Source organism: Microbacterium hydrocarbonoxydans, assembly GCF_900105205.1.
Taxonomy (GTDB): domain Bacteria; phylum Actinomycetota; class Actinomycetes; order Actinomycetales; family Microbacteriaceae; genus Microbacterium; species Microbacterium hydrocarbonoxydans.
The window spans coordinates 171,210-196,118 of record NZ_FNSQ01000005.1 but is presented as its reverse complement, the minus strand read 5'-3'; the positions used below and the strand labels follow the sequence as shown (position 1 = coordinate 196,118).

Below are 24,909 nucleotides of genomic sequence, written 5' to 3'. Positions count from 1 at the left end.
CAACCTTTGTTGAGGTTTTACGGTCGACCTTATGACCACTGACACCGGCGGGGCGCAGACCGCCCAGGCCACCCCCGGCATCCTGAGCAGCGCCTACGTCTGGATCACGATCGGCGCGTGCGCGCTGGTGTTCCTCGGGGCGTTCGAATCCCTCGCCGTCACGACCGTGATGCCCGCCGTGAGCGCCGACCTCGACGGAGAGCGGCTGTACGCGCTCGCCTTCGCCGGCCCTCTCGCCACGGGTGTGATCGGCATGGTCGTCGCCGGCAACTGGGCGGATCGCCGCGGACCCGTCGCGCCGCTGTACACCGCGGTCGCCCTCTTCGTCGTCGGGCTGCTCGTGGCCGGGCTCGCGCCCACCATGGAGGTGCTCGTCGCCGGGCGCTTCGCGCAGGGGCTCGGGAACGGCGGACTGATGGTCGCTCTCTACGTCGTCGTCGCCCGTGTCTACCCGCGCAGTCTGCATCCCGCGATCTTCGCCGGGTTCGCCGCCGCCTGGGTCGTGCCCTCGCTCGTCGGACCGACGATCGCCGGGGCGGTGACCGAGCTGTGGAGCTGGCACTGGGTGTTCCTCGGCGTGGTCTTCCTCGTCGTGCCCGCTCTGCTCATGGTCGTCCCGGCACTGCGCGGACTCTCCCGCGAGGGAGACGCCTCGGCGCCGTGGGCGCTCGGTCGACTGGGCTGGGCCGTGCTCGCGGCCGTCGCGGTGCTCGGCCTCGACCTCGTCGGAGACGTCCCCGGTGCGGGACCGGTCCTGGCCGCCGGGGCAGCGGTCGTCGCGCTCGTCGCCGTGCGGGCGCTCCTGCCGGCCGGCACCCTACGGGCGCGACGCGGGCTCCCCTCCGTGCTGCTCGTGCGTGGTCTCGCGGCGGGAGGATTCTTCGGCGCGCAGGTCTACATCCCCTACCTGCTGACGGAGCGCTACGCCCTGTCGCCGACGATCGCGGGACTCTCGCTGACGGGCGGGGCGCTCGCCTGGTCGGTGGCCGCGACCGTGCAGGGCCGCCTCGGCGCGCGCCTGTCCAGCGCACTCGCGGTGCGGATCGGTGCGGCGCTGGTCTTCGCCGGAGTGGCTCTCGCGCTCGCGGCCGCCGTGTTCACCGCGCCCGTCGCGGTCATCGTCGTGTCGTGGGTGGTGGCCGGCGTCGGCATGGGACTACTGAGTCCGCGCAGCAGCGCGCTGACGCTGGAGATGTCCGCCCCCGAGACGCAGGGGTTCAACAGCGCGGCGATGACGGTCGCCGAGTCGTTCGGCAGCGCGCTCGCGCTCGCGATCACGGGTGTGCTGTTCGCGACGGTGGCGGAGGCGGGGGACCCGTTCGTCGCCGTGTTCGCCCTCGCCGGGGCCATCGCGCTCGCCGCAGCCGTGCTCGCGCCGCGGGTCGTACCTCCGGCTGCCTGACCCGGCGTGCACAACTCAGTCTGAATTCGGACGGTGAGGTGAAAGAGGGCTGTTTCGGGCGGATTCGACACATTCATGCTGAGTTGTGAACCGATGCCGCGCCACAACTCCGGAGAATCGGCATCGTGCCCCCGGCTCGGGCCGGTTTCGGCGGGCTGTCGAGCTGAATCTCCGGAGTTATGGAGCACGACGACGCCTGGGGGGACGCGCCCGGCGACGCGCCGACGGAACAACCACCCCGTGACTCGACGTTGCACTTGAGCAAGACTGGGCGACGGAGAGGCGCATCCCATGACTGCTGACAAGACCGACGAATACGACCTGATCGTCCTGGGCGGTGGACCGGTGGGTGAGAACGTCGCCGACCGCGCCGTGCAGGGCGGTCTGACCGCGATCATCGTGGAGAGCGAGCTGGTCGGCGGTGAGTGCTCGTACTGGGCGTGTATGCCGTCGAAGGCACTGCTGCGTCCGGCCCAGGCGCTGCGCGCGGCGCAGAACGTCAAGGGGTCAGCCGAGGCCGCGACCGGCAAGCTCGACGTGCGCGCGGTGTTCGACCGCCGCGACTCGTTCACGAGCAACTGGTCCGACGACGGACAGGTGAAGTGGCTCGACTCGGCCGGCATCGACCTGGCCCGCGGGCACGGACGCCTGTCGGGTGAGCGCGAGGTGACGGTGACGGATGCCGACGGCGGCACCCGCGTGCTGCGCGCCCGCCACGCCGTCGCGATCAGCACCGGATCGGATGCCGTGATCCCGCCCATCCCGGGTCTTCGCGAGTCCTCTCCCTGGACCAGCCGCGAGGCCACCAGTGCCGAGGAGCTGCCTGACTCGCTGGCGGTGATCGGCGGCGGCGTCGTCGCGGTCGAGATGGCGACCGCGTACGCGGCGCTCGGCTCGACGGTGACTCTCATCGCCCGTAGCGGTCTGCTCGGTGCCATGGAGCCGTTCGCGGGTGAGCGCGTCGCGGCAGGATTGAAGGAGCTCGGCGTCGACGTGCGCACCGACACCGGCACGACGAGCGTCTCGCGTGACGCGGACGGAGTGTCGATCGTGCTCGATGACGGATCGACGGTCACGGCGGCCGAGGTGCTCGTGGCGACCGGCCGTTCTCCGCGCAGCGGCGACATCGGCCTCGACGTCGTCGGCCTCGAGGCCGGGCGGTGGATCACGGTCGACGACACCATGCGCGTGCCCGGATCCGACTGGCTGTACGCCGTCGGCGACGTGAACGGACGTGTGCTGCTGACTCACCAGGGCAAGTACCAGGCCAGGGCGGCGGGAGATGTGATCGTGGCGCGCGCCCAGGATGCCGAGGTGGACGACGCCGCCTGGGGTCGTCACGCCGCGACGGCCGACCACGCAGCCGCCCCGCAGGTGACGTTCTCGTTCCCGGAGGTCGCCTCCGTCGGTCTCACCGAGGCGGATGCGCGCGCAGCGGGACACGAGGTCGCCGTGATCGACTACGACCTCGGCGGCGTCGCCGGCGCGAGCCTCTACGAGGACGGCTTCGAAGGTCAGGCGAGGATCGTGATCGACTCCGAGCGCGATGTCATCCTCGGCGCGACCTTCGTCGGTCCGGAGGTCGCCGAGCTCGTGCAGACGGCGACCGTGGCGATCGTCGGCGAGGTGCCGATCGCACGGCTCTGGCACGCGGTTCCGGCGTATCCGACCATCAGCGAGGTGTGGCTGCGCCTGCTCGAGAGCTACGGGCGGGACTCGGCATGAGCCGCGAAGAGCGGATGCCGCGAGCAGCCATCCGTTCCGGCATCCGCTCCGAACAGGCTGTGAGACCTGGCGCGTCGCGCGCGCCCGGAGCAGGATTGTTTCCCACATTGACGGCAATCGGCGCTCGCTGAGCCGAATGTCGCACACCTCTAATACGCTCGAACCCACCGAGGAGGCAGGACCATGAAGGCTGTACTCGCAGGAACCGTCATCGCTGAAGCAGACGAGAGCGATCTCGCGCGCATCGAGGGCAACTGGTACTTCCCACCGGCATCCATCACGGAGGGCGTGCTCGTCGAGAGCCCCACTCCGTACACCTGCCCGTGGAAGGGCGCTGCCCAGTACTTCTCCGTGCAGGCCGGTGGAGAGCTGCACACGGACTACGCCTGGTCGTATCCGAACCCGTACCCGAGCGCCTTCGACCGCGTCGGCAAGGACTTCTCGGGCTTCGTCGCCTTCGACCCGCGGGTCGAGGTCTCTGCATGACCTCTGTATGCCGCAGTCGAGGCGCTGATGCCCGCCTCGTCGATCGATCGACCGGAGAGTAAATCGTGATCGAGTTCCGCAACGTCACCAAGCAGTTCCCCGACGGGACGACCGCCGTGAAGGACTTCAGTCTGGTGCTGCCATCGCGCAAGACGACCGTCTTCGTCGGATCCTCGGGATGCGGCAAGACCACTCTGCTCCGCATGATCAACCGGATGGTGGAGCCGACGTCGGGCGAGGTCGAGATCGACGGCGAGAGCGTGCTGGGCGGAGACCCCGTGGCCCTGCGTCGGCGCATCGGCTACGTGATGCAGAACTCCGGCCTGATGCCGCACTTCACGGTGATCGACAACGTCGCCACCGTGCTGCGGCTGACCGGCGTGAAGAAGGGGCCGGCGCACGAGCGGGCGCGGGAGCTGCTGAAGACCGTCGGCCTCGACCAGTCGCTGGCCGAGCGGTATCCGAGCCAGCTCTCCGGCGGACAGCAGCAGCGTGTGGGCGTCGCCCGGGGGCTCGCGGCAGACCCGAACATCCTGCTGATGGACGAGCCGTTCGGCGCAGTCGACCCGATCGTCCGCGCGGATCTGCAGCAGGAGACGCTGCGGTTGCAGCACGAGCTCGACAAGACCGTCGTGTTCGTGACCCACGACATCGATGAGGCATTCCTGCTCGGCGATCAGGTCGTGATCCTCGACAAGGGTGCGCGCATCGTGCAGGTGGGCAGCCCGAGCGAGATCATCGAGAATCCGGCGGACGATTTCGTGGCGTCCTTCATCGGCGCTGACCGAGGTCGCCGCGCGCTGCACCTCAAGGAGACCCCGCACGGAACCGTCGTGGTCGATTCCGAGGGGCGCACCCAGGGTGCGATCGTGACGGCGCCCGAGAAGTCGGACGGACCTCTCGCCGGACCGGATGCCGCCGCCCTCGGCGCGGTGCAGGGCGGGCTCACGTGAACTGGGTCGTCGACAACCTCGGGCTGATCCTCGAGTTGACTCTGGTGCATCTGCGCCAGAGCATCATCCCGATCATCCTGGGATTCGTGCTGTCGCTCCCGCTGGGATGGGTCGCCTGGCGGTTCCGCCTCGTGCGCGGTCCCATCATCGTGCTCACCGGACTGCTGTACACGATCCCGTCGCTCGCGCTGCTGATCCTGCTCCCCTCGGTCGCCGGCTACTCGGCGCGCAGCGAGGCCAACCTCGTGATCGCCCTCACGATCTACGCCATCGCGATCCTGGTGCGTGCCGTCTCCGACGGGCTCGACTCCGTCGACGACGACGTGAGACAGTCCGCCACCGCCACCGGGTTCGCGTCGTTCCGCCGCTTCTGGGCGGTGGAGTTCCCGCTCGCGGGCCCCGTGATCCTCGCGGGCCTGCGCGTGACGGCGGTGAGCACCATCTCGCTCGCCACGGTCGGCATCCTGATCGGTGTGACGAACCTCGGGTACCTCTTCACCAACGGACTCGACCGCCGCATCATCGCCGAGGTGTTCGCCGGTGTCATCGCGGTGGTCGTCATCGCGCTGCTGATCGACCTCATCCTGCTGCTCCTCGGCCGGGCGCTCATGCCCTGGACGCGAGCGGCGTCGAAGAAGGCGACGGCTCGCCCGGTGATCGTGGGGGCTCCCGCATGAACCTCTTCGCCGAGGCCTTCGCGTGGATGCTCGCTCCCGCTCAGTGGACGGGGAACTACGCGCTTCCCAAGCTGCTGGGCGAGCACCTCGCGCTGACCGCGATCTCGGTGCTGATCGCCGCGGTCATCGCGGTGCCGATCGGCTGGCTCATCGGACACACCGGCAAGGGGCGCGAGGTCGCCGTCGCGATCTCCGGGGCTGCGCGCGCGATCCCCGCGTTCGGCCTCATGATCCTGCTCGTGCTGCTGCTCGGGGTGCTCCGAGTGCCCCAGGCCGCGATCATCACGTTCGTGCTGCTCGCGATCCCCTCGCTGCTCGCCGGCGCCTACACGGGCCTGGAGGCGATCGATCGTCGGGTGATCGACTCGGCAAAGGCGATGGGCATGACCGGCTGGCAGATCTTCTGGAAGGTCGAGGTGCCGCTCGGGCTGCCGCTGCTCGTCGGTGGCATCCGGTCCGCCCTGCTGCAGGTGATCGCGACCGTCACGATCGCCGCGTACGTGAACCTTGGCGGGCTCGGATGGCCGATCATCCAGGGCATCCCGCTGCAGAAGTTCGACCAGGTGCTCGCCGGTGCGATCCTCGTCGCCGCGCTGGCGCTGCTCGTCGACCTGATCCTCGCCGCCGTGCAGCACGCCGCAGTCCCGGAAGGACTCCGAACCGGTCGCCCGTCCGGTCGCCGCTCACGCGACCTGAACCCCGCCGCGCCGGCCGCAACGCCGGCCGCCGCGTGAGCCGCCCGCAGATCTCCCCGTACCCACAGCAGTCCCAGAAAAGAGGAAAGTCCATGTTCACAGCACGAGGCAAGCGTTCTGTCTTCGCCGTCGGTCTTGTCGCCGCGGCCGCACTCGCCCTGTCCGCCTGCTCGTCGAGCAACCCGCTCGACGAGCCGTCGTCCGGCTCGGATGAGGGTTCGGGCAACGGCGAGACCATCGTCGTCGGCTCGCAGGCGTACTACTCGAACGAGATCATCGCCGAGATCTACGCCCAGGCGCTCGAGGCCGCCGGCTTCGACGTCGAGAAGCAGCTCAGCATCGGCCAGCGCGACGCGTACATGCCCGACGTCGAGTCCGGCGACATCGACGTCTTCCCCGAGTACACGGGCAGCCTGCTCGAGTACATCTCGGATGACGAGATCGATGTCACCAGCCCTGACGACGTGTATGCCGCGCTGCAGGACGCGCTGCCCGAGAGCCTCACGGCACTCGACTACGCCGAGGCGTCCGACCAGGACTCGTACACGGTGCTGAAGAGCTTCGCCGAGGAGAACGACCTGAAGACGATCGGCGACCTCGCCGACGTCAGCTCGCCGGTGACGATCGGTGCGGCTCCCGAGTTCGAGCAGCGTCCGTACAGCCCGGCCGCCGCCAAGGAGGTCTACGGCGTCGACCTGACGTTCTCGGCCACCGGTCCGACGACGCTCGAGTCGCTGCTCGCCGGCCAGATCCAGGTCGCAGACATCTACACCGCCGACCCCGCGTTCGAGACCGAGGACATCGTGGCCCTGGAGGACCCCGAGAACCTGATCATCTCGTCGAACGTCGTGCCGATCGTCTCGAGCGACATCGCCGATGACGTGTCCGACGTCCTCAACGCCATCAGCGCCAAGCTGACCGCCGAGGAGCTCGTCTCCCTCAACGTGCTGAGCACGGTCGAGGAGCAGTCGTCCGCCGACATCGCCAAGAAGTGGCTGGAAGACAACGACCTCGTCTGATCCGGAGTCAGCTTCAACCAGAAGTGCCCGGCCCCTCAGGGGGTCGGGCACTTATGCGTGACGGGGCGTCTAGACCCTGGCATCCTGTCGGGGCACGAGCACCTGCTTGATGATGATGAGGATGGATGCCGCCACCGGCACGGCGACGAGTGCGCCGAGCAGGCCCAGCAGCGTGCCACCGGCCAGGGCGCCGATCACGACGAGCGAGCCGGGGATCGCGATGGCGCGGTTCATCACGCGCGGGGTGATCACGTACGCCTCGATCTGCATGTAGACGAGGTAGATGAGCGCGAACACGAGCGCGGCGATCGGGTCGGTGAAGAGCGCGAGGCCGGTGCCGATGATCCAGAACAGCACGGATCCGACGAGCGGGATCAGAGTGATGCAGAATGCCACGGTCGCCATCAGCGGTGGGAACGGCAGGTCGAGGAACAGGTACAGCAGGAACGCGAGCACCGCGTTGCAGAATGCGAGCACGACCATGCCCATGACGTACGAGCCGACCGAGTCGGTGATCTGCTCGGTGATGTCGGCGGCGCGGGCGCGGTCGCGTGCCGGGGCGAGACGCAGCAGGCCCGACTTGATCGACGGCAGCGTCGCGACGAAGTAGAGCGTGAGCACCAGGACGACGATGATCCCCGAGATGGCGTTGGCGATCGAGGCTCCGACCTGCAGAGCACCGCCGCCGATCGCGGCGATGTTGCCCGGGTCGGTGAGGAAGGTCTGCACGTCGGCGACGAGCGACTCGAACTGGTCGCCGAACTGGTCCTCGAGGGTCGCGTAGAGGTCGCTGCGGGTGAACTCCTGGATCATCCCCGGCACGGATCGCACGAAGCCGGAGATCTGCTCGATCACGACGGGCAACACCATCCAGAGCACGAGTCCCGCCACGACGATGAGGGCGAGGATCGCGACGACCACGGAGATCGCCCGAGAGAGGCCGCGGCGTTCGAGGAAGCGCACGGTGGGGTCGAGCCCGAGGGCGGCGAACAGAGCGAGTGCGATGTAGATCAGCACCGTCGACAGGTTCGCGACGGCCAGCCCCAGCACGATGGCCGCGAGACCGCCGAGCGTCACGAGGAAGCCGAACGCGAAGGGGCGGTCGATGCGCGTCCAGAACGACCGGCTGGGCGTCATCGGCTCGACGAGCACCGTGCGGGGGAGCGCCGGCGCCGCCACGACGGCCGGAGGGCTGACAGGCGCGGCGGAGCCGCCGGAAGAGGCGACCGTCTCATCAACCGTTTCGTCCCCTGCGGTGACGGCGTCGGATGCGGCAGCGGACGCGCTCGGCGACGGTTCCTGCTCTTCTCGGCTCATCTGCTCACGATAGCGTCCACCTGCGCGCCCACCGCGTCGCCTGGGTCGCCAGGAACGGTGCTCGAGCCGCGTGTTTCCGTAGAGTAGGGGCATGACCGCTGCCGAAGACCCCCGGGCTGAACTCCTCAGGCTCCGCGCCAGCATCGACAACATCGATGCCGCACTCATCTTCATGCTGGCCGAGCGGTTCCGGGCCACGCAGCAGGTCGGCCAGCTCAAGGCCGAGCATGAGATGCCGGCATCCGATCCCGGCCGCGAGGAGCAGCAGGTCTCGCGGCTGAGGGCACTCGCCGAGGAGGCCCATCTCGACCCGGAGTTCGCCGAGAAGTGGTTCAACTTCGTCGTGGCCGAGGTGATCCGTCACCACACGGAGGCTGCGGAAGGACGATGATCCGGCCTTCCGGGCGAGTGACAGTGTGTGCAGCACTCACTCGCCCGGGGGCCGAACTAAGTTTATTGAATAAACTATGACCGAGGGTACGCACGACATCCTCGTCTGTCAACCGAATCCGACACCGGGACCCGATCCATGCTGAACGGCGACGACGCACTCGACACCCAGGCCTCGGTCCGCCGCGCCAACCTGCGCCGGGCGCTGCAGCTCGTGTTCCGCGCGCCGGGCGCACAGACCCGGGCGGGGATCGCCCGGGGTACGGGACTCACGGCCGCAACCGCGTCGTCGCTCGTGGCGGAGCTCATCGAGCTCCGGCTCATCGTCGACGGGGAGCAGGCCGCGAGCACCGGAGGGAAACGGGCGACGACGCTGAGCATCGACGCCGCGCATCACCTCATCGTCGTGATCGTGATCCGACCCACGGATGCGCGGATCGCGCTCGTCGCCCTGGATGGCACCGAGGTCGAGACGCACAGGGTTACGTACACCGAGAAGACCAGAGACGGGATGCTCGACGAGGCCGTCGCGGATATCGCGCGCGAGCATGCCGGCCGGCTGCTCGTCGCGGGAGTGCAGCTGCCGGGGACGACGGACGGACGTCGTGTCTTCGAGAGCGTGCAGTTGGACTGGACCGATGTGCCGCTCGCCGATCGCTTCGAGCGACTGCTCGCCGTGCCGGTGCTGTTGGTCAACGATGTCGATGCCGAGGCCATCGCGGAGGCGGCGAGAGAAGACGAGTCCGCGGGGTATCGGCTGTTCATCCACATCGGCACCGGGATCGGCGCTGCGGTCACCCTCGACGGCGAGCTCGCGCCGGGGCCCCGCGACCGTGCCGGGGAGATCGGGCATGTGCAGGTCGTGTTCGGCGATGACGCGCGCACCTGTCGATGCGGACGGGTCGGATGCCTCGAATCCGTGGCATCCATGACGGCGATGCTCGGGGACGACTTCGATGATGCGCTGGATGACGCGGCCATCGCCGACCTGGCCGCCGCTGCCGATCAGGCTGGGCTGACCGACGGCGCCCGCGCGCTCGCGCGCACGATCAAGCTCATCGCCGCGGTCCTGGATGCCGCCGAAGTGGTGATCGGCGGGCCGGCCCGCGCTCTCGGCGCACCGTTCCTCGAGCTCGTGCAGGCCGAGATCGACTACACGGCCACCGGCACCACACGGGTCCCCGTCCGGTTTGCCGACGCGGGAGCATCGATCTCGACCGGCGTCGCCCAGGTCGCGCTGTCCAGCGCACTGGGAGTCCGGTGGAGCCCGGCGCAGCTGCGCGCTGCATCCGCTCTCCGCGACTGAGTCGCCCGCTCGCGGCGCCCCGCCGCTAGCGCCGGCCGCCGGCTCGCGCCGTCCGTGCGTGGTCAAAAACGCACCCGAAACGCTCATTTCGGATGCACTTTTGACCACCGCACAGGGCGAGGGGGACGCAGGCCCGACTTCCCGCCGAGCTCCGCGGCACCTTCGACCAACACTTCAACACGAATTGTTGACCTTCGTCCAAAAATAGGTCACCGTTCGGCGGATCGCGTTGACTCGTCCTCGCGAGCGCCGTTACGTTGAGCGAGCTTCGGCACTGTCGACGACGCAAGGATGCTCGCCGATCGGTCGGAGCCTGCTCGCCGATCAGGCGCGCGGAATCGCTCTGAAAAGGACACCGAAGTGCGAATCATGAGAAACCTTGCGCTCGCCGCCACCGCGGCCGCAGCGCTCTGCCTCGGCACCGTCATCCCCGCTGCCGGCGCGACCCCCGTTCCGGACGACAACGGCGACGTTCCCTCCTACCAGGAGTTCGCGGCGTCGACCTATCGCGACGTCGACGGTGCCTATGTCGTCAACGGAGACGAGGTGATCTCCACCAAGCGCGAGCTGCGCGAGTTCTACGAGCAGCTCCTCGGCCCCGAGACCATGAATGACGGCCTCATCGTCAACACGGTCAACAGCGTGGATGACAAGTGGTCGGCCAGTCGAGCGGCGAACCTCACGTACTGCGTGAGCACCAAGTTCGGCGCCCGTCACACGGATGTCGTGAACGCGATGGCCAGCGGCGCCGCGCTCTGGGAATCCGCGTCGTCGAAGATCAACTTCGTCTACGTCCCGAGCGCCGACGGCAACTGCACCACGCGCAACAACGCGGTGCTGTTCTCGGTCGAGCCCGTCCAGACCTCGCAGTACATCGCACGGGCCTTCTTCCCGAGCACGCCGGACCGCCAGCAGAACGTCCTGATCGATGACTCGATCTGGTCGTCCGGCTCCTGGACCCCGACGAACATCATCGGCCACGAGCTCGGCCACGTGCTGGGCTTCCGTCACGAGCACACCCGCCCCGAGGCCGGAACCTGCTTCGAGGACAACAACTGGCGTCCCCTGACGCCGTACGACTCGTCGTCGGTCATGCACTACCCGCAGTGCAACGGCACCTCTGACGACCTGTCGATGACCAGCGTCGACGTCGCCGGCGTCGTCGCCCTCTACGGGAACTGACACCGCGCGTCTGAGCACAGACACACAGCACAGACGCACACCACAGACGCACAGAGGGGTCCGGTCGATGTCGACCGGACCCCTCTTCGCTGTCAGTGCCTCGCGCCCTACTTCACGCTGCCGGCCGTGAGACCGCCGACGAGGCGCTTCTCGATGAGCATGAACAGGATGACGACTGGCAGGATCGCGACGATCGAGACGCCGAACACGTACTGCCAGCTCGTCTCGTACTGACCGACGAACTTGGTCAGCGCCACCGAGAGCGGCTGGTTCTTGTCGGTGGACAGGATCACGAGCGATGCGGCGAACTCGTTCCAGCAGGCCACGAACGTGAAGACGATCGCGGTGACGATGCCGGGCCACACGAGCGGCAGGTTGATCTTGAACAGCACCGTGAAGCGTCCTGCTCCGTCGATCTGCGCGGCTTCGTCGATCTCCTTCGGGATGCCGGCGAAGAAGGAGTGCATGATCCACACCGCGAACGACAGGTTGAATGCCGCGTTGATGAAGATCATCGCGGCCCACGTGTCCCCGAGGCCGAGAACCGTGAACTGCCGGAACAGGCCGGAGGTCAGCACGGCCGGCTGCAGCATCTGCGTGACGATCACGAGGAACAGGAACACCATGCGACCGGGGAACTTGAACCGGGCGGTGTAGTACGCGGCCGGCAGTGAGACGAGCAGCACGAGCAGCGTCGCGAAGACGGCGATGATGATCGTCGAGATCAGGTTGTACGGCAGCGGCGTCTCGGGGGTCGACCACATCGAGATGTAGTTCTCCCAGTGCCACTCGATCGGGAAGTAGGTCGGGTCGACCGAACGGATCTGCGGCTTCGTCTTCACGGAGCCGAAGAACATGATCAGGTACGGCAGCACGAAGATCGCGAGCACGAGGATGCCGGCGGCCATGCGCAGGATGACCCGGGGCAGCGTCACCTGGTCCTCGGTGTAGCGGCGCTTGCGGCCGGGGATGCGGGGCGCGGCGTCGTCACCGGCTGTCGTGACGAGGGCGGTCTCGGTCAGGGTCATGATCAGACCTCCTTCATGGGCTTGACGGCCTTGACGTAGATCGCGACGATCACGATCACGATGAGGAAGGCGACGACCGACAGGGCGCTGGCGACGTCGACCTTCTTCTGCAGCTCGATGTACTTGAAGATCATCGTCATGATCGTGTCGGCGCCGTAGCCGGGGATCGACCCGGTCATGACCTTGAGGATCGGCAGCGAGTTGAACACGTTGATGATGTTGATGAGCACCGCCACCGCGAGGGCGCTGCGCAACTGCGGGAGCACGATCGTCCAGTAGGTGCGGGTGGCGCCGGCGCCGTCCATCTTGGCGGCCTCGAGGGTGTCGGCGGGGACCGTCTGGAGTCCGGCCAGGATCGTGTAGGTCGTGAAGGGCAGCGAGACGAAGATGGCGATCACGATCGACCAGGCGAACGCGGTGGCGGGGTTCTTGGTCCAGCCGTAGCCGACCGCGTCGTCGGACAGTCCGATGTCGTAGAGGAACTTGTTGAGGACCCCGAAGTACGGCTCGAGGCTGTAGTAGAAGACCATCGTCGTCATCACGACGGATGCCGCCCACGGCACGATCACGGCCATGCGCACGATCTGGCGGCCGGGGAACGCCTTGTTGAGGATCTGCGCGAGTCCGAGCGAGATCATCACGGTGAATCCGACGACCACGACGACCCAGACGACCGTGCGGAAGATGATCGGCCAGAACTCGGCGAACGTGAAGACGGTGACGAAGTTGTCGAAGCCGACCGATCCCTTGTCGAGACCGGACAGCGAGATGTCACGCGTGGAGTTGAAGAACATCACTCCGGCGGGGAACAGCACCACGCCGATGATGAGCAGGAGCGCCGGGGCGATCCAGGGCAGCGCCTGCAGGAGGTCCTTGCCCCCCGGCCTGCCCCGCGTCGCCTTCGCAGCGCCCGGGGTGCGGGGGCGGCCGGTGGCCGCCCCCGCGAGGTTCGGGGATTCTTTCGTCTGGCTCATGGGAATATCCGAACCTCTCCGTCGGCGGGGCTCAGCCCGCGTCGACCTGTGCCTGGATCTCGGTCAGCACGTCCTGTGCCGACTTCGTCTGGAGCTGACCGAACAGCGACTTGAACGCGCCGTCGGTGGCGGACCACTTGGGGTTCGTCGACGGGTAGAACTGGGCGTCGGGCAGGACCTCGAGGAACGGCGCGAGCGCCTCCTCGCCGGCGAGCTGCTCGGCACCGGACTTGGTGACGGGCAGGAAGCCCTCCGCCTGCACCCACGGCACGTACACGTCGGCCGAGTAGTAGTAGTCGAAGAACTTGGTGATCGCCTCCTGCTTGTCGCCGTCGTTCTGGAACGCCATCAGCTGGTCCATGACGCCGAGCGTGAACGGCGAGCCGTCCTCGGTCGGGATCGGGACGATGGAGTAGTCGAGCTCGGGGTTGCCCTCCTCGATCTGACCCACCGTCGGCGGCAGACCGACCTGCATGCCGATCTTGCCCTGGATGAAGATGTCCATCAGCGGGGACCGCTGGGTGGAACCGGGGTCGGCCTGGGTGGCACCCGCGTCGATCATCTTCTTGATCTGCTCGGCGCCGGCGAGGTTCTCGGGGGTGTCGATCGTGATCTCGGATGCGTCACCGAACGATCCGCCGCCGCCCCACAGCCACACGGCAGCCTCGGCCTGCGCCTCTTCAGAGCCGAGCGGCATGCCGTATCCGGCGACACCGCCACCGAGAGCGGAGACCTTGGTCGCGGCATCCAGCAGCTCGTCCCAGTCGGTCGGCGCCTCGACGCCGGCCTGCTCGAGCAGGGCGTTGTTCACGAACAGCGCGCGAGCGGATGCGATCAGGGGCAGCGCGTACGCGGTGCCGTCGACCTCGGCGTTCGCGAGGAACGACTCCTGGAAGTCGGCGAGCGTGTCCTCGGACACGACGTCGGAGACCGGGTAGAGCAGCTCGTCGGAGACGAATCCGGCGAACGGACCTCCGTTGTAGATGTCGGGTGCCTCGCCCGCCTGGATCTTGGTGGAGACGACCTTCTCGAGGTTGTCCCAGGACTGCACCTCGAGGTCGACCTTGATCTCGGGGTTCTCCTTCTCGAAACCGTCGATCACGTCCTCCCACAGCCCCTTGGTGGCGTCGGAGTAGCTCGGCACGAGGAGGTTGAGCGTGGTCTCGCCGTCGGCGTCACCGCCGCCGCCTCCGGTCGTGCCGCCGAACCCGCACGAAGCGAGCGTGAGCGTGGCGGTGGCCGCAAGAGCGGCGGCGCCGAATCGCAGTGACTTCTTCATGTGTATTGCATTCCTCACTGTGTAGGTGGTGCACAGTCGCAAGCACAACACGCGACGGTGCGTGTGACCGCCTCCCCCGGTGGAGGGACGATCGGGTCAAGCCGGGTCGGCTCGGGGAACCCTCCTTGGACCGGATCGCCGGAGGGGGCGTGGAACTTGTTCGATTATTTGTCAGGAGAATAAACAAATCAAGAGGAACCTTGCAACAGTTCCTTGTTTCGAAATACTATGATCGAATAAGCCTCTAAACAATCACAAACCTGCAACATCTGGTCCGGAGGGTCCGACATGACTGAACTTCTGCCCGGCGCACACATGCGCGAAGAGCTCACCTCACAGCCCGAGACCTGGGCGCGCGCGGCCGACCTGCGCACCGAGCAGGCGCTGCTGCCGGCATCCGGAGCACGGGTCGCGGTCGTCGGCTGCGGCACCTCCTGGTTCATGGCGCAGTCGTACGCATTCCTCCGGGAGAGCTCGGGGCAGGGCGAGACCGATGCCTTCGCCGCCTCCGAGTCGTTCGTCGACCGCGGCTACGACGCCGTCGTCGCCCTCACCCGATCGGGAACCACCACCGAGGTGCTCGAGCTCGTCGACCGCATCCGCGGCCGTGTCCGCACCATCGGCGTGATCGGCGATGAGACCTCCCCGCTCGTCTCGCTCGTCGACGACGCGGTCCTGCTGCCCTTCGCCGACGAGAAGTCGGTCGTGCAGACGCGCTTCGCCACCACTGCGCTGGCGCTCTTCCGCGCCTCGCTCGGTGAGGACCTCACCGGGGCGATCGACGACGCTGCTGCCGTGCTCGCCACCTCTGACGACGATGATGAGCTCCGCGATGCGGAGCAGTACTCGTTCCTCGGTCGCGGCTGGACGGTGGGCCTCGCCCACGAGGCGGCTCTCAAGATGCGCGAGTCGTCGCAGTCGTGGACCGAGTCCTATCCGTCGATGGAGTACCGCCACGGCCCGATCGCGATCGCCGCTCCCGGCCGCGTCACCTGGCAGTTCGGACAGGCTCCCGAGGGGCTCGCCGCACAGGTCGAGTCCACTGGAGCGCGCTTCGTGCAGCATCCGATCGACCCGCTCGCCGACCTCGTGCGCCTGCACCGCGTGGCGCTCGACAGGGCGGTCGCCCGGGGCCTCGACCCCGACCAGCCGCGCAACCTCACGCGATCCGTCATCCTGGATGCATGACCCGAGCCACGTGCGGAGCAGCCGATGACCATGCCTGAGGACGCCGCGGGCATCGACGACGTCGTGCGCGACGCATCGGGCGAGAGGCTCGCGGCCGCACGCACGATGGGTGCCGGTGCCCCGGTGCTCGCCTTCGACGTGGGTGGAACCGACATCAAGTCGGCGCTGTTCGACGCCGACGGAGTGGCCCTCGGGCTCCGGCGCACGCCGACTCCGGTGGCCGACGGCGATCGCACCGAGGTGCTCATCGAGCGCCTCGGGGTGCTGGCCGCCGAGCTGACGGCCGACCACCCGGACGTCATCCCGCGCGCCGCCGGACTCGTCGTGCCGGGCATCGTCGACGCGGAGGCGGGGCTCGGCGTGTTCGCCAGCAACCTCGGTTGGCACGACTCCCCTCTCCGTGATCTGGCCTCCGCGAAGCTCGGGCTGCCCGTCGCCTTCGACCACGACGTGCGGGCGGCCAGCTGGGCCGAGCACCGTCTCGGCGGGGCGAGGGCGTACTCGAACTCGGTGGTGCTGGTGATCGGCACCGGGATCGCCGGGGCACTGCTCGTGGGGGAGAGCCGTACACGGCGGGCGGGTACGCCGGCGAGATCGGCCATTCGCCGATCGCCGACGGGCCCGTGTGCGCGTGCGGGGCTCGAGGCTGCCTCGAGATGGTCGCGTCCGCCGGTGCCATCGCGCGACGGTACCGCGAGGCGACCGGTGTGAACCCGGACGGTGCGAAGGACGTGATCGCCCGGGCCGCCGCGGGCGACCGGATCGCCGCCGAGATCTGGAACTCGGCCCTCGACGCCCTCACCCTGTCCCTCGCTCAGCTCACGGCGGTGGTCGCGCCGGAGGCGATCGTGATCGGCGGAGGACTCTCCCGAGCCGGGGGCGCTCTCTTCGACGAGCTGCGCGCGCGACTGGCCGAACGGCTCAGCTTCCACCGCATCCCCGAGCTCGTCCCCGCGGAGCTGTCCGGCAACGCCGGCATCCTGGGGGCGGCGCTGCGCGCCAGGGAGCTCGCATGATCCTCACCGTCACCCCGAACCCCGCGCTCGATCTCACCTGGCGCATCGACCGGCTCGTGCCCGGCGCGACGCACCGAGCGGATGCCGGCGCGGTCCGCGCCGGCGGCAAGGGCCTCAACGTCGCCAGGGTCGCACATGCGCAGGGCGCCTCCGTGCTGGCGGTGTCGACCGCGGGCGGTCGCAGCGGCATCGAGCTCGCCGCCGAACTCGCGACCAGCGGTGTGCCGCACCGGCTCGTGGAGGTCGTCGGCGCCACCCGGCAGAGCATCGCCCTCGTCGACGAGTCGCTCGGCGACACGACGATCGTGAACGAACGAGGCGTGAACCCGTCCGACCCCGAATGGGCGGCCTTGCTCGGCGAGGTCGTCGACGCACTCCCGGGTGCGAAGGTGCTGGTCGTGTCCGGCAGTCTTCCGCCGGGTGCGCCGCAGACGCTCCTGCCGCTGCTGATCGGCACCGCACGGGATGCCGGTGTGCCGGTGATCGTCGACACGTCAGGACCCGCGATGCTCCAGGCGGCGGATGCGGGAGCATCCGTCCTCAAGCCCAACGCCGCCGAGCTGGTCGAGGCGACCGGCATCGCGGACCCGATCGACGGCGCCCGCTCGCTGATCGCCCGCGGCGCGGAACTCGTGCTGCTCTCGCTCGGAGCCGACGGCATGCTCGCCGTCACCGGATCGGAGACGCTGCACGCGCGCCTGGATGCGCCGCTGTCCGGCAATCCGACCGGTGCGGGGGATGCCGGCGTCGCCGCCTGCGCCGTGCTGTACGCCGACGGTGTCCGCGATCCCGAGACCCTCCTGCGCCGAGCGACGGCCTGGTCGGCCGCGGCGGTGCTGATGCCGCTCGCCGGTGAGATCTCCGACGACTGGGTGGCGCTCGAGGAGCGTCTGGTCGTCGCCCCCTTCCCCCGCACCGTTCGAGAGGACCCCCTGTGACCCTGGTCTCCGCCCGTGAGCTGGTGACGGATGCCGCGACCCGCGGCACCGGCATCGGCGCGTTCAACGTGATCCATCTCGAGACCGCCGAGGGGCTGGTGCGTGCGTCCGCCGAATCGGGGCTGCCGGTGATCCTGCAGATCTCACAGAACTGCGCCGACTACCACGGTGGTCTCGAGCCGATCGCACTGGCGACCCTGGCAGTGGCCCGACGGGCCGAGACGCCCGTGGCGGTGCACCTCGATCATGCCGAGCGCCCAGAGCTCGTCGACGAGGCGATCGCGATGGGCTTCGGCTCCGTCATGTTCGACGGCGGCGCCTTGCCCTACGACGAGAACGTCGCCGTCACGGCGGCCGTCGCCGAGCGTGCGCACGCGGCGGGCGTCTACCTCGAGGGCGAGCTGGGCGAGGTCGGAGGCAAGGACGGGGCGCACGCGCCCGGTGTGCGCACCGATCCCGACGAGGCCAGGGCATTCGTCGCGGCGACCGGAGTCGATGCGCTGGCCGTGGCCGTCGGCTCGTCGCACGCGATGACCGATCGCACGGCATCCCTCGATCTCGACCTCATCGCCCGCCTGCGGCATGCGCTCCCGGTGCCGCTGGTGCTGCACGGCTCGTCCGGGGTGGCCGACGCGGTGATCGCCGACGCCGTGCGGGCGGGCATGACCAAGATCAACGTGTCGACGCACCTCAACGGATTCTTCACCCGCGCCATCCGCTCGACGCTCGATGCGGACGCGACGCTCGTCGACTCGCGCAAGTACCTGTCTCCGGCCCGCACCGCGCTCGCCGGAGAGGCCGCACGACTGCTGCGCCTGTTCGCGCTCGACGACATCGAGGTGCCGAGATGAAACGCGCCGCCCGCCTGAACGCGATCCTCGACCTGCTGGCCGCGGACGGCGAGGTGAACGTCGACGAGCTCGTGGAGCGCTTCGGGGCCTCCGCCGCGACCACCCGGCGCGACCTCGACTCGCTCGCCGAGCAGCGTCTGCTCACGCGCACGCACGGAGGGGCCGTGGCGCATTCGGTCGCCTACGAGCTGCCGATCCGCTACAAGAGCCACCAGCGCAGCCAGCAGAAGGAGAGCATCGCGCAGGCCGCGGCGGGACTCGTCGCGCCGGGCATGGTCGTCGGGCTGTCCGGCGGCACGACGACCACGGCCATCGCGGCGGCGCTCGCCGCGCGGGACGATCTCTCCGTCGGACCAGGGATCACGGTGGTCACGAACGCCGTGAACATCGCCGCCCAGCTCGCGACCCGACCGGACATCAAGGTCGTCGTGACCGGCGGGGTGATCCACTCCCGCAGCTACGAGCTCGTCGGTCCGTTCGTCGAGCAGTTGCTGCGCGGCGTGCGGCTCGACATCGCCTTCATCGGCGTCAACGGCATGGATGCCACGGCAGGCGCCACCACGCAGGACGAGCGCGAGGCGGCGGTCAACCGCATGATGGCCGAGCGTGCGCGGCGCGCGGTCGTCGTCACCGACAGCAGCAAGATCGGCATGGTCGCGTTCGCGTCGGTCGGCGGTGCGGAACTGTTCCCCGTGCTCCTCACGGATGACGGTGCCGGGGCGGCCGCCCTCGCGGAACTGCGCGCGGCGGGCTACGAGGTCCTGACGGCCTGACGCCCCCGCGTCGCCGTCCGGACCCCGCCCGGGCTTCCGGTCATCCCCATGGCCGGACTCCTGGTGGGGATGCCGCGACCCTTTCTCGCGGCATCCCCGGAGTAGATGGTGTCTGTCGTCCTCACACTCCCCAGTGCACGAGGTTCCCCAGTCGACTGCGCCTCCCTCGCGCTTCGTTTCCGAAGCCCTCCGCGTGGCACCTTCTGGAGATAAGGAGCGGCGCACTCCCGCTCTGATACATCGTCTGGAGAAAAAGTTCAGAGCGGCGCGCGAGAAGGTCGCAGAAGTGCGCGCCGACGCGGACCGTTGCCCGCCACCCGATCCGTTTCCGCGACCGCGCGTTTGCGCGTGTGGATCGTTCGCGTGCGTGCAACAGCTCTTCTTCGAGGAACGTGATGTGCGAGGGCGCAGCTATCCGAGGACGTGCACATGTTCACGATTGCTCTGACAGGTTGGTGGGCGGGTACCACAGTCGCTGACCGTCCACCGCGGCGAATGAGGTGAGAGTGTGCGGTTTTGTCGAGGTGACGCTCATGATGTCCTTCACTGCGAGGTGACGAACGAGCAACGCATCGGCGATCAAGGATCGGTGGCAGCGCCACGGCACCGCTTCCGCACACATGATCGCCACGGTCTGCTCCTTCGCAAGGGCGATCAGTGCGTCGACTCCGTGGGCGAAAGGCTCGGTTTGCATGTAGTCGGCGTAGCTTCGGAAGCTCGTGTTGCGCCAGGCGCCGTTGATGCTCTCCACTTTCGCCGGCGTGTATCGCAGTCCGCCGAGTTCCTCCATCCGCGCATACGCCAGGTCGGCGTCGTTCAGGCTTTGTTCGAGGGCCTGCGCTCCGAACTGCGGGTTGTGCCGTGAGCCGGGAACTGTTCGCACGTCGACGAGTTGTTGGACCCCGTTGTTTCGCAACAGGGTGATGAACTCGTCAATGGGGTGCGTGGAATGACCGATGGTGAACACTGTCGGCTGTTGCATCATGCTCCTGAAACGCTGCGAGATTGTGCTGACGGGCCGGGGGCTCCTCACACCCAAGGAGCCCCCGGCCAGCCGGTCAGCGGCTCGCCCCCTTGCGCGGCTTGAGGAAGGCGTCCGGCTCGCGCTTCTCGCGTTTCGCCGCTCGTTTCTCCTTGATCGACAGTTGAGGAGCCTTCTTCGCTCCACGTGTGCTTGGTGACTTACCGGACATCGGTACTCGCTTCCCCTAGATGGCTGGCGTATGAACCATTGACCATAGCCGTCTTCCAGTGGAAGTCAATTCGGCTCCTGAGTGAACACAATCGCAATGCTGTGCCGGGATTCGACGTCTCAGATGAAGTCATTGGTCGACGCCTGCGCGATGGAGCATGAGCGGAGTTCGCGCATGGTGTCGATGATGCGCGAACGTCGTTTCTCCGTCACCCGCATGTGAGTCCCACCTCCTCGATGAGGCGTTCCTTCGTCCCGTCGTTGTCGGCATGGCGGCGGTGCACGTCCGCGTGGACGCGCCGAGTCACTGCAGATTCGGTGGGCATCGGCGTCGAGGTGACAGCGGCTTCGTGTTCATGACGGAGGCCACGGAGCGTGTCCCGCAGAGCTGCGATGCGTGCTGTCGTGGCTCGCTCGATGAGCAGGGCTGGGTTGTGTTCAATGGTCATGGCTTTCCTTAGATCCGGTCTGGAGCGCGACGAAAAGACACATATCGCGCACAGTGAAGAGGGTTACTCGTTTTCCGGCGGAGCTCGTCGAACGCGTAGAAACCACCGCGCGTCCACGAACGGAAACGGCACCGCGAGAAGGAAAGCAGCAGCCGACTCTGCGAGAGAATCGCGACAGAAGGTGCTGGCTACCATGCCCTCACCATAGCCAGGACCGGGGTTAATGCAACCGGCTGTCCTGTGCGTGATGGCGACTTGCTTTTTCTGTAGGTGAGGCTATGGTGAGGGCCATGATCACCGTCTTTGACCGCACTCACTCGGAGCGTCTTGTGGACGCTTCTGTGGTGACGAGCGTGGTCGGCTTTGCGGGCGCGCGGCACGAGGTTCTTCCGCCCCGTCGAAGCAGCGGCGGCGGCCTGCTCTTCCGGTCCGCTCTCCGCGCTGCTTCGCCATAGACCCTTCAGGGCTATTCGGTCATCCAGCGCGTCGCAACAGCGGCGCTTTTTTTGTACCCAGAGGAGCACTCATGACGACCCACACCACCCCGCAAGTCTCGGTCACCACCTCCGACACTGCGAACATCAGGAAGCACTTGGAGCAGCGCCTCCTCGAGCGTCAGACGCTCCTGGACGCCCTGGAGCCGCGCGCCCTTCCGACCATCGACCCCGTCGCCTACCAGACGGCAGCGGCACATCGCATCACGATCCACCAGATCAGCGCAGCCCTCGACCGGCTGGACGCCGGCACCTACGGCCGGTGCGCACGATGCGGTGCACAGATCCCGCCCGCACGCCTCGAAGTCGTCCCCCACGCCTCCGCCTGCATCGATTGTCAGAATCATGCCGAAGCCGCGTAGCTGCAAACCGATAGAGATCCCCTCGGTCCACCCGGACCCCAGGGGAATCCGATTAGGCGTCGTTCATCAACGAACCCTCGGCGCGACCTCCCATTCGGAGCAAGGGGATGCGCGCTTCCCAAACAACAAGCCACCCGGCGGGCCGCTGATCCTTCCTGGGGATGAGGTCCACGCGATCGCAGCGTGAGCGCCTCCACGGTATGCGCGAGTGGCATCTCCTCTCCCTGGCGTCGCCAGGCGTGATCTTTACGGCTGGCTGATCGTGTACCGGTTGGCGCTGATCGATCCGTTGAAGGAGATGAGTCGGCCGAAAACGGTCGCGGTGTTGGCGGTGATCGCACTGTCTGCGAGCAGTGTGCCGCGCAGCGTGCTGGTGTTCAGGGTTGCTCCGCCGCGAATACGCCAGTACACGTTGGTGGCCGTCGCGCCGTTCGCGAGGACGATGTTGGTGTTGTTCGCGATGGTCAGGCTGTTGGCGATGAAGACGAATCGTGCGCTCGGGTCTCCCGCGGCATCGAGCGTGATGGTGCCGGAGGCGCTGAGCGTGTTCCACGAGTATGTGCCGGGGGTCACGCGGCCGGTGAGTGTTCCGGTGCGCGGTGTCGCGGGTCGCGCTTCCAGCGCAGTGGCGAGCGTGCGCGCGTCGGCCATGGCCACGCGTGCGACGCTTGTATTGCGCTCCAGTGATCCGTACCGGTCGAGGACGCTGAAGTTCGAGATCGTGGTGCCGGGGGCTGTGCCGATGCTGCCGCTGATGTCGGTGAAGGTGAATAGGCCGTCGGAGAGCGACGTGGCGGCCAGGAGTGAGAATGGCTCCGCGCGTCCGATGGCGATGGGCGGGAGCGCGGCCGCGCCCCAGGTCGCCGAGGTGGTGGTGCGCGCACTGAACGCGGCATAGGCGTGCGCGGACGGGGAAGCCGCTCCCGCGACGATCGCGGCAGCAGCGAGGGCGGCGATCACGACCTGCTCGGAGCGCCGTGCGCGCGAGGGCGTCGGCAGTGCGAGTCCGACGGCCACGAGGGCGCCGAGCATCCACGCCGCCAGAGCCAGCGGGTCCCGTCCCATCCAATAGAGCGGCAGTCCGATGAAGGGGACGAGCAGTCGGCCGGCGCCCTGGATCTCGCTTTCGGTGAGAGTGCCCGAGTCGCGATCTGCGTTCGCGTCGCCCTGTGTGACGAACCCGTCTTCGCGGGTCTCGACGATGCGGTGCATCTTGATGATGGGCTCGTCATCGACGGTGACGGTCTCGAACGCGACCACCATCCCGTCGCCGTAGGTCTGTCCGGTCGGGACGTCAGAGATGAGGACGACGTCGCCCACGGAGATGGTCGGCTCCATGGATCCGCTGAGGATGATCATGGGGCGCCAGCCGAGCAGGATCGGCAGCAGGGCGATGATGGCGAGTGTCGCCATGACGGCGAGGTATCCGCGGGAGACGAGCAGCAGTGCGAACCTGATCCAGCCGTCCCGCCCGAAGGCACCGGACGACGGTTCAGGAGTGGGGTGCTCCTGAACAGACGCGTCGGCGTCCTTCGGGGGGAGGGTGGTGGTCATGGTTCGCCTCGCGGCGCAGCTCCTGTGAAGTGGCGGATCAGTTATCGGTGGTCTGGAGCTCCCAGACGACGTCGAGTCCCACGCGCGCGCCCTGCAGGGCATCGATCTCGGCCTGCGTCATGCCGGTGGTGTCGAAAGACCACTGGGCGCGGTAGGTCATGGACTCACCGGCGGTGCCGGTGGTCGTCCAGCCGTTGGCGCCCGTCGCCCAGTCAGTGTCGGCAGCGGCGAGCTGCGCGAGCGTGCCGGTGAGGGGAGCTGCACCCGGGTCGGGGGTGAAGCCGGTGCAGTCGTTGAAGGACCCGCCCGTGCCCTTCTCCATCGAGATGAGGATGTGGTTCTCGAGGCCGCGGTCCTTGAGCAGATCCTCGACATAGGTGCGTACCTCGCCGGGGACGTTCGAGCTCGACGTGACGACGACGCACTTCTCGCCGCGGTCGCCCGGGACCATGTTCTCGACGGTGAGGGCTGCTGCGCCCCGGTCGTCATCGGTCAGGGTCACGCGACCGGTGCTCCAGGAGTTGCCCGAGTTCTCGGTGCGAGCGGAGAAGGCAGCGTACGAGCTCTGCCAGACGAGTCCGCCGGCGAGGAGGACGGAGACGGGGATGACGAGAGCGGCGATGGCACGGTTGCGGCGGGAGTAAGACGGCATGGAGGAACCCTTCGAAGGAAGTGGGGCTGGGGAGAAGGAGAAGCGACGCGAACGTGCCGCCGGAGCGCGGCGAACCGCAATGCTCGATGTTTCACGGTAGAACGGCTGTCGGCGGAGCAGTAGGGACCAAAGTCCCATGGGTTCAGCCCGGTGGCAGAAACAGCACGGGAGATGTGGCGTTCATGAGCACGGTGTGCGTGACGGCGCCGATCGGAGTCCCGGATGCGCTCCGCGACCCCCGGCCGAGAACGAGGAGCTCCTTGTCGAGCGAGGCATCGAGCAGAGCGTCTGCGGCCGACGTCGACAGCACGCGCCGTCGGATACTGATGGTCGGGTCGATCGCCAGGAGCGCTCGCTCGGCGGCATCGAGTCCGTCGGTGCAGTGGTCGATGCAGCCTCCATGGATCAGCGTGAGGGGCGCGTCGCGGTCACGCGCTTCGACATATGCGGCCTCGGCCACCCGGCGAGCGGTGTTGGCGGTCCCGATTCCGGCGACGACGCCCCGACGGAAGCTCAGATCCATGTCGGGAATCACCGCGACGGCGCACTGTGACCTGATGGCCAGCTGAACACTCAACGCACCGCTCACCCGGCTCCGCCCGAGCCCCGCCGTGTCAGCGCCGATCACGATCACGTCATCGGGATCCGCGATCTCGCTGAGCGCCTTCCAGACGGGGCTGCGAAGATCCCGCGACTCGACCGCGAGGCCGGCATGCTCGGCACCGATGATCGCCCGCGCGTCTTCCAGGACGGATGCGTCCGACTGGCCCAGGAAGGGACCGACGTGTGCGAGAAGGAGTGGCGCGCCGTCGTCCGTGCTGCGGCGTGCAGCCCACCGCAGCGCGGTCTCGGCCGTGGCGGTCCCATCGATCCCCACGATTCGGCGGGACCGGGATTTCGCTCTGCTCATGATCTCTTCACTCTCGCGTGCAGGCGCCGTTGTCAACAGGGTCGAAGGTCCCACCGTCCCTCCGGTATGGTCCTCGCTACACGAGGGGGTGAGGAAG

Annotated in this window: 23 protein-coding genes and 1 pseudogene; 16 read left to right on the top strand and 8 right to left on the bottom strand. The window is 68.0% G+C overall.

Annotated features, from left to right (window positions below; genetic code table 11):
* The first annotated feature begins 31 nt into the window (after positions 1–31).
* The 7 genes from BLW44_RS01165 to BLW44_RS01135 all read left to right on the top strand — a co-directional run bounded on the left by BLW44_RS01165 (position 32) and on the right by BLW44_RS01135 (position 6,957).
* Complete coding sequence (locus BLW44_RS01165; RefSeq protein WP_060928440.1) at positions 32–1,402, top strand: MFS transporter; 1,371 nt, start codon at positions 32–34, stop codon at positions 1,400–1,402.
* Between the two features lie 291 nt (positions 1,403–1,693).
* Positions 1,694–3,127, top strand: coding sequence for a dihydrolipoyl dehydrogenase family protein (locus BLW44_RS01160; protein ID WP_060928439.1), 1,434 nt, complete (start codon positions 1,694–1,696; stop codon positions 3,125–3,127).
* 183 nt (positions 3,128–3,310) lie between these two features.
* Positions 3,311–3,613, top strand: coding sequence for a DUF427 domain-containing protein (locus BLW44_RS01155; RefSeq protein ID WP_060928438.1), 303 nt, complete (start codon positions 3,311–3,313; stop codon positions 3,611–3,613).
* 65 nt (positions 3,614–3,678) lie between these two features.
* Positions 3,679–4,566, top strand: coding sequence for an ABC transporter ATP-binding protein (locus BLW44_RS01150; RefSeq protein WP_082724644.1), 888 nt, complete (start codon positions 3,679–3,681; stop codon positions 4,564–4,566).
* Positions 4,563–5,243, top strand: coding sequence for an ABC transporter permease (locus BLW44_RS01145; RefSeq protein WP_060928437.1), 681 nt, complete (start codon positions 4,563–4,565; stop codon positions 5,241–5,243). Before BLW44_RS01150 ends, BLW44_RS01145 begins: the two co-directional genes overlap by 4 nt.
* A complete protein-coding gene (locus tag BLW44_RS01140) occupies positions 5,240–5,977 on the top strand; it encodes an ABC transporter permease (protein WP_060928436.1) in 738 nt (245 codons plus the stop codon). Before BLW44_RS01145 ends, BLW44_RS01140 begins: the two co-directional genes overlap by 4 nt.
* 53 nt (positions 5,978–6,030) lie before the next feature.
* On the top strand, positions 6,031–6,957 hold the full coding sequence (locus BLW44_RS01135) for an ABC transporter substrate-binding protein (protein WP_060928435.1): 927 nt from the start codon (positions 6,031–6,033) through the stop codon (positions 6,955–6,957).
* 69 nt (positions 6,958–7,026) lie between these two features.
* Here BLW44_RS01135 and BLW44_RS01130 read toward each other — a convergent pair whose 3' ends face one another.
* Positions 7,027–8,274, bottom strand: coding sequence for an AI-2E family transporter (locus BLW44_RS01130; protein ID WP_060928434.1), 1,248 nt, complete (start codon positions 8,272–8,274; stop codon positions 7,027–7,029).
* A gap of 91 nt (positions 8,275–8,365) precedes the next feature.
* Here BLW44_RS01130 and BLW44_RS01125 point away from each other — a divergent pair, with 91 nt between their 5' ends.
* From BLW44_RS01125 to BLW44_RS01115, 3 genes are all read left to right on the top strand, one after another.
* The gene (locus BLW44_RS01125) at positions 8,366–8,665 is read left to right on the top strand and encodes a chorismate mutase (RefSeq protein WP_060928433.1); all 300 of its coding nucleotides are present in this window, start codon (positions 8,366–8,368) and stop codon (positions 8,663–8,665) included.
* Between the two features lie 138 nt (positions 8,666–8,803).
* On the top strand, positions 8,804–9,970 hold the full coding sequence (locus tag BLW44_RS01120) for an ROK family protein (protein WP_060928432.1): 1,167 nt from the start codon (positions 8,804–8,806) through the stop codon (positions 9,968–9,970).
* 369 nt (positions 9,971–10,339) lie between these two features.
* Positions 10,340–11,152 carry a M57 family metalloprotease gene (locus BLW44_RS01115; protein WP_074731515.1) on the top strand — a complete coding sequence of 271 codons (813 nt, stop codon included), beginning with the start codon at positions 10,340–10,342 and terminating at the stop codon, positions 11,150–11,152.
* Positions 11,153–11,259: 107 nt separating this feature from the next.
* Here BLW44_RS01115 and BLW44_RS01110 read toward each other — a convergent pair whose 3' ends face one another.
* The 3 genes from BLW44_RS01110 to BLW44_RS01100 are packed head-to-tail and all read right to left on the bottom strand — an operon-like array spanning position 11,260 to position 14,433.
* A complete protein-coding gene (locus tag BLW44_RS01110; protein ID WP_174521391.1) occupies positions 11,260–12,180 on the bottom strand; it encodes a carbohydrate ABC transporter permease in 921 nt (306 codons plus the stop codon).
* Positions 12,181–12,182: 2 nt separating this feature from the next.
* Complete coding sequence (locus tag BLW44_RS01105) at positions 12,183–13,154, bottom strand: carbohydrate ABC transporter permease (protein WP_060928748.1); 972 nt, start codon at positions 13,152–13,154, stop codon at positions 12,183–12,185.
* A 31-nt stretch (positions 13,155–13,185) separates the two neighbouring features.
* The gene (locus BLW44_RS01100) at positions 13,186–14,433 is read right to left on the bottom strand and encodes an extracellular solute-binding protein (protein WP_060928749.1); all 1,248 of its coding nucleotides are present in this window, start codon (positions 14,431–14,433) and stop codon (positions 13,186–13,188) included.
* Positions 14,434–14,721: 288 nt separating this feature from the next.
* Here BLW44_RS01100 and BLW44_RS01095 point away from each other — a divergent pair, with 288 nt between their 5' ends.
* From BLW44_RS01095 to BLW44_RS01075, 5 genes and pseudogenes are all read left to right on the top strand, one after another.
* Entirely contained in the window at positions 14,722–15,621 is a 900-nt protein-coding gene (locus tag BLW44_RS01095) for an SIS domain-containing protein (protein ID WP_060928750.1), read from the top strand.
* 24 nt (positions 15,622–15,645) lie between these two features.
* Positions 15,646–16,637 (top strand): annotated as a pseudogene (locus BLW44_RS18515) (ROK family protein).
* A complete protein-coding gene (locus BLW44_RS01085) occupies positions 16,634–17,575 on the top strand; it encodes a 1-phosphofructokinase family hexose kinase (protein WP_074731513.1) in 942 nt (313 codons plus the stop codon). Before BLW44_RS18515 ends, BLW44_RS01085 begins: the two are co-directional and overlap by 4 nt.
* Entirely contained in the window at positions 17,572–18,426 is an 855-nt protein-coding gene (locus BLW44_RS01080; RefSeq protein WP_060928769.1) for a class II fructose-bisphosphate aldolase, read from the top strand. The genes BLW44_RS01085 and BLW44_RS01080 overlap by 4 nt, the downstream gene beginning before the upstream one ends.
* A complete protein-coding gene (locus BLW44_RS01075; protein WP_060928768.1) occupies positions 18,423–19,199 on the top strand; it encodes a DeoR/GlpR family DNA-binding transcription regulator in 777 nt (258 codons plus the stop codon). Before BLW44_RS01080 ends, BLW44_RS01075 begins: the two co-directional genes overlap by 4 nt.
* 433 nt (positions 19,200–19,632) lie before the next feature.
* Here BLW44_RS01075 and BLW44_RS01070 read toward each other — a convergent pair whose 3' ends face one another.
* Complete coding sequence (locus BLW44_RS01070; RefSeq protein ID WP_060928770.1) at positions 19,633–20,181, bottom strand: DUF488 domain-containing protein; 549 nt, start codon at positions 20,179–20,181, stop codon at positions 19,633–19,635.
* A gap of 1,185 nt (positions 20,182–21,366) precedes the next feature.
* Here BLW44_RS01070 and BLW44_RS01060 point away from each other — a divergent pair.
* The gene (locus tag BLW44_RS01060) at positions 21,367–21,696 is read left to right on the top strand and encodes a TraR/DksA family transcriptional regulator (protein ID WP_060928712.1); all 330 of its coding nucleotides are present in this window, start codon (positions 21,367–21,369) and stop codon (positions 21,694–21,696) included.
* A 246-nt stretch (positions 21,697–21,942) separates the two neighbouring features.
* Here the strand turns inward: BLW44_RS01060 and BLW44_RS01055 are convergent, their stop codons facing one another.
* The 3 genes from BLW44_RS01055 to BLW44_RS01045 all read right to left on the bottom strand — a co-directional run bounded on the left by BLW44_RS01055 (position 21,943) and on the right by BLW44_RS01045 (position 24,812).
* Positions 21,943–23,250 (bottom strand): signal peptidase I, encoded by a 1,308-nt coding sequence (locus BLW44_RS01055; RefSeq protein ID WP_060928711.1) that lies wholly within the window; start codon positions 23,248–23,250, stop codon positions 21,943–21,945.
* A 37-nt stretch (positions 23,251–23,287) separates the two neighbouring features.
* Positions 23,288–23,902, bottom strand: coding sequence for a hypothetical protein (locus BLW44_RS17680; protein ID WP_060928710.1), 615 nt, complete (start codon positions 23,900–23,902; stop codon positions 23,288–23,290).
* A gap of 142 nt (positions 23,903–24,044) precedes the next feature.
* Positions 24,045–24,812, bottom strand: coding sequence for a universal stress protein (locus BLW44_RS01045; RefSeq protein ID WP_074731511.1), 768 nt, complete (start codon positions 24,810–24,812; stop codon positions 24,045–24,047).
* Positions 24,813–24,909 lie beyond the last annotated feature (97 nt).